The sequence below is a fragment of the Arthrobacter sp. 131MFCol6.1 genome (assembly GCF_000374925.1).
Lineage (GTDB): Bacteria > Actinomycetota > Actinomycetes > Actinomycetales > Micrococcaceae > Arthrobacter.
Window position 1 is genome coordinate 1 of the sequence record NZ_KB895563.1, and the last position, 1247, is coordinate 1247.

Sequence of the window (1247 nt, forward strand, 5' to 3'; positions counted from 1 at the left end):
GACCGGCCACACTGGGACTGAGACACGGCCCAGACTCCTACGGGAGGCAGCAGTGGGGAATATTGCACAATGGGCGCAAGCCTGATGCAGCGACGCCGCGTGAGGGATGACGGCCTTCGGGTTGTAAACCTCTTTCAGTAGGGAAGAAGCGAAAGTGACGGTACCTGCAGAAGAAGCGCCGGCTAACTACGTGCCAGCAGCCGCGGTAATACGTAGGGCGCAAGCGTTATCCGGAATTATTGGGCGTAAAGAGCTCGTAGGCGGTTTGTCGCGTCTGCCGTGAAAGTCCGGGGCTCAACTCCGGATCTGCGGTGGGTACGGGCAGACTAGAGTGATGTAGGGGAGACTGGAATTCCTGGTGTAGCGGTGAAATGCGCAGATATCAGGAGGAACACCGATGGCGAAGGCAGGTCTCTGGGCATTAACTGACGCTGAGGAGCGAAAGCATGGGGAGCGAACAGGATTAGATACCCTGGTAGTCCATGCCGTAAACGTTGGGCACTAGGTGTGGGGGACATTCCACGTTTTCCGCGCCGTAGCTAACGCATTAAGTGCCCCGCCTGGGGAGTACGGCCGCAAGGCTAAAACTCAAAGGAATTGACGGGGGCCCGCACAAGCGGCGGAGCATGCGGATTAATTCGATGCAACGCGAAGAACCTTACCAAGGCTTGACATGGGCCGGACCGGGCTGGAAACAGTCCTTCCCCTTTGGGGCCGGTTCACAGGTGGTGCATGGTTGTCGTCAGCTCGTGTCGTGAGATGTTGGGTTAAGTCCCGCAACGAGCGCAACCCTCGTTCCATGTTGCCAGCGCGTAATGGCGGGGACTCATGGGAGACTGCCGGGGTCAACTCGGAGGAAGGTGGGGACGACGTCAAATCATCATGCCCCTTATGTCTTGGGCTTCACGCATGCTACAATGGCCGGTACAAAGGGTTGCGATACTGTGAGGTGGAGCTAATCCCAAAAAGCCGGTCTCAGTTCGGATTGGGGTCTGCAACTCGACCCCATGAAGTCGGAGTCGCTAGTAATCGCAGATCAGCAACGCTGCGGTGAATACGTTCCCGGGCCTTGTACACACCGCCCGTCAAGTCACGAAAGTTGGTAACACCCGAAGCCGGTGGCCTAACCCCTTGTGGGAGGGAGCTGTCGAAGGTGGGACTGGCGATTGGGACTAAGTCGTAACAAGGTAGCCGTACCGGAAGGTGCGGCTGGATCACCTCCTTTCTAAGGAGCACCTACAACCACC

General features: G+C 57.7%; 1 rRNA gene. It reads left to right on the plus strand.

Going from position 1 to position 1247, the window contains the following annotated elements:
- Positions 1–1225: ribosomal RNA gene (locus tag C566_RS0120330) — 16S ribosomal RNA — on the plus strand; the annotation flags it as partial.
- Positions 1226–1247 lie beyond the last annotated feature (22 nt).